Genomic DNA, 1,154 nt, shown 5'->3' with positions numbered 1-1,154 from the left:
ACCCTGCAATACAGCCAGTTCTGCGAACGCTACCACCAGTACACCAGGACCCTGAAGCGCTCGATGCGACAGGTGCATCGTGCCGGCGAGAAGCTGTTCGTGGACTACGCCGGCCCCACGCTGGCGCTCGATGATGGCAGTCGCGCGAGCATCTTCGTCTCGGCGATGGGCGCTTCGCACTACACCTATGCTCAGGCGACCGCCGGGCAGAAGACGGCCGACTGGATTGCCGGCATGGCGGGTGCTCTGCACTTCATGGGGGCCGTGCCCGAACTCATCGTGCCCGACAACCCGCGCGCCGTCATCGCCGTGCCCGACCGCTACGAACCGCGCGTGAGCGACACGGTGCTGGACTTCGCCCGCCACTACGGCTGCTCGGTCTTGCCAGCGCGCCCGCGCACCCCGCAGGACAAGGCCAGCGTCGAGTCGGCCGTGCAGGTGGTCGAGCGCTGGATCCTGGCGCGTCTGCGGCATGTGCGCCTGAGCAATCTGGCCGCCGCCAACCGGGCGATCCGGCCGCTGCTGGCAGAATTGAATGACCGGCCCTTCCAGAAGTTGCCCGGGAGCCGTGCCAGCGTCTTCGCCACCATCGATGCGCCTGCCATGGGTGCCTTACCCACAGCCCGTTACGAGTATGCCCGCTTCAAGACTGTGCGGGTGCACGTCGACTACCACGTCGAGATCGAGGCCCACCGCTACAGCGTGCCGCACGCCCTGGTGGGCCAACAGCTCGATGCCCGCATCACGGCCACAGCCGTAGAGCTGCTGCACCGAGGGCGCCGCGTAGCCGCCCATGCACGCAGCCGCCAGGCGGGCGGCTACACGACGGTTGATGCCCACATGCCTGCGGCCCACAGGGCGCACCGACAATGGACACCGCGGCGCCTGATCGACTGGGGACTGACGGTGGGCATCGCCACGGGCACCCTCATCGGTGAACTGCTGGCTCGCTACAAGCACCCCGAACAGGGCTATCGCTCCTGCCTGGGACTGCTCTCGCTCGCCAAGCGCCACGGCAAGGATCGGCTGGAGGCGGCCTGCGCCCTGGCGCTGTCCCTGCAGGCCTGCCACTACCGCACCGTGCGTGACATCCTCGCGAACGGCCGTGACCAGCTCGCGGATGCCCCCCAGACACCCTGGACCAGCCCTGAACA

General features: G+C 68.3%; 1 protein-coding gene. It reads left to right on the top strand.

The features are described from left to right. On the top strand, positions 1 to 1,154 hold a 1,154-nt coding region (gene istA / locus ABS761_RS16840; protein ID WP_350409546.1), incomplete at both ends, for an IS21 family transposase.

This window comes from Castellaniella sp. GW247-6E4, assembly GCF_040276065.1.
GTDB lineage: Bacteria > Pseudomonadota > Gammaproteobacteria > Burkholderiales > Burkholderiaceae_B > Castellaniella.
Note: the sequence above shows the minus strand (reverse complement) of the source record. Positions and strands in the feature narration are given on the sequence as shown.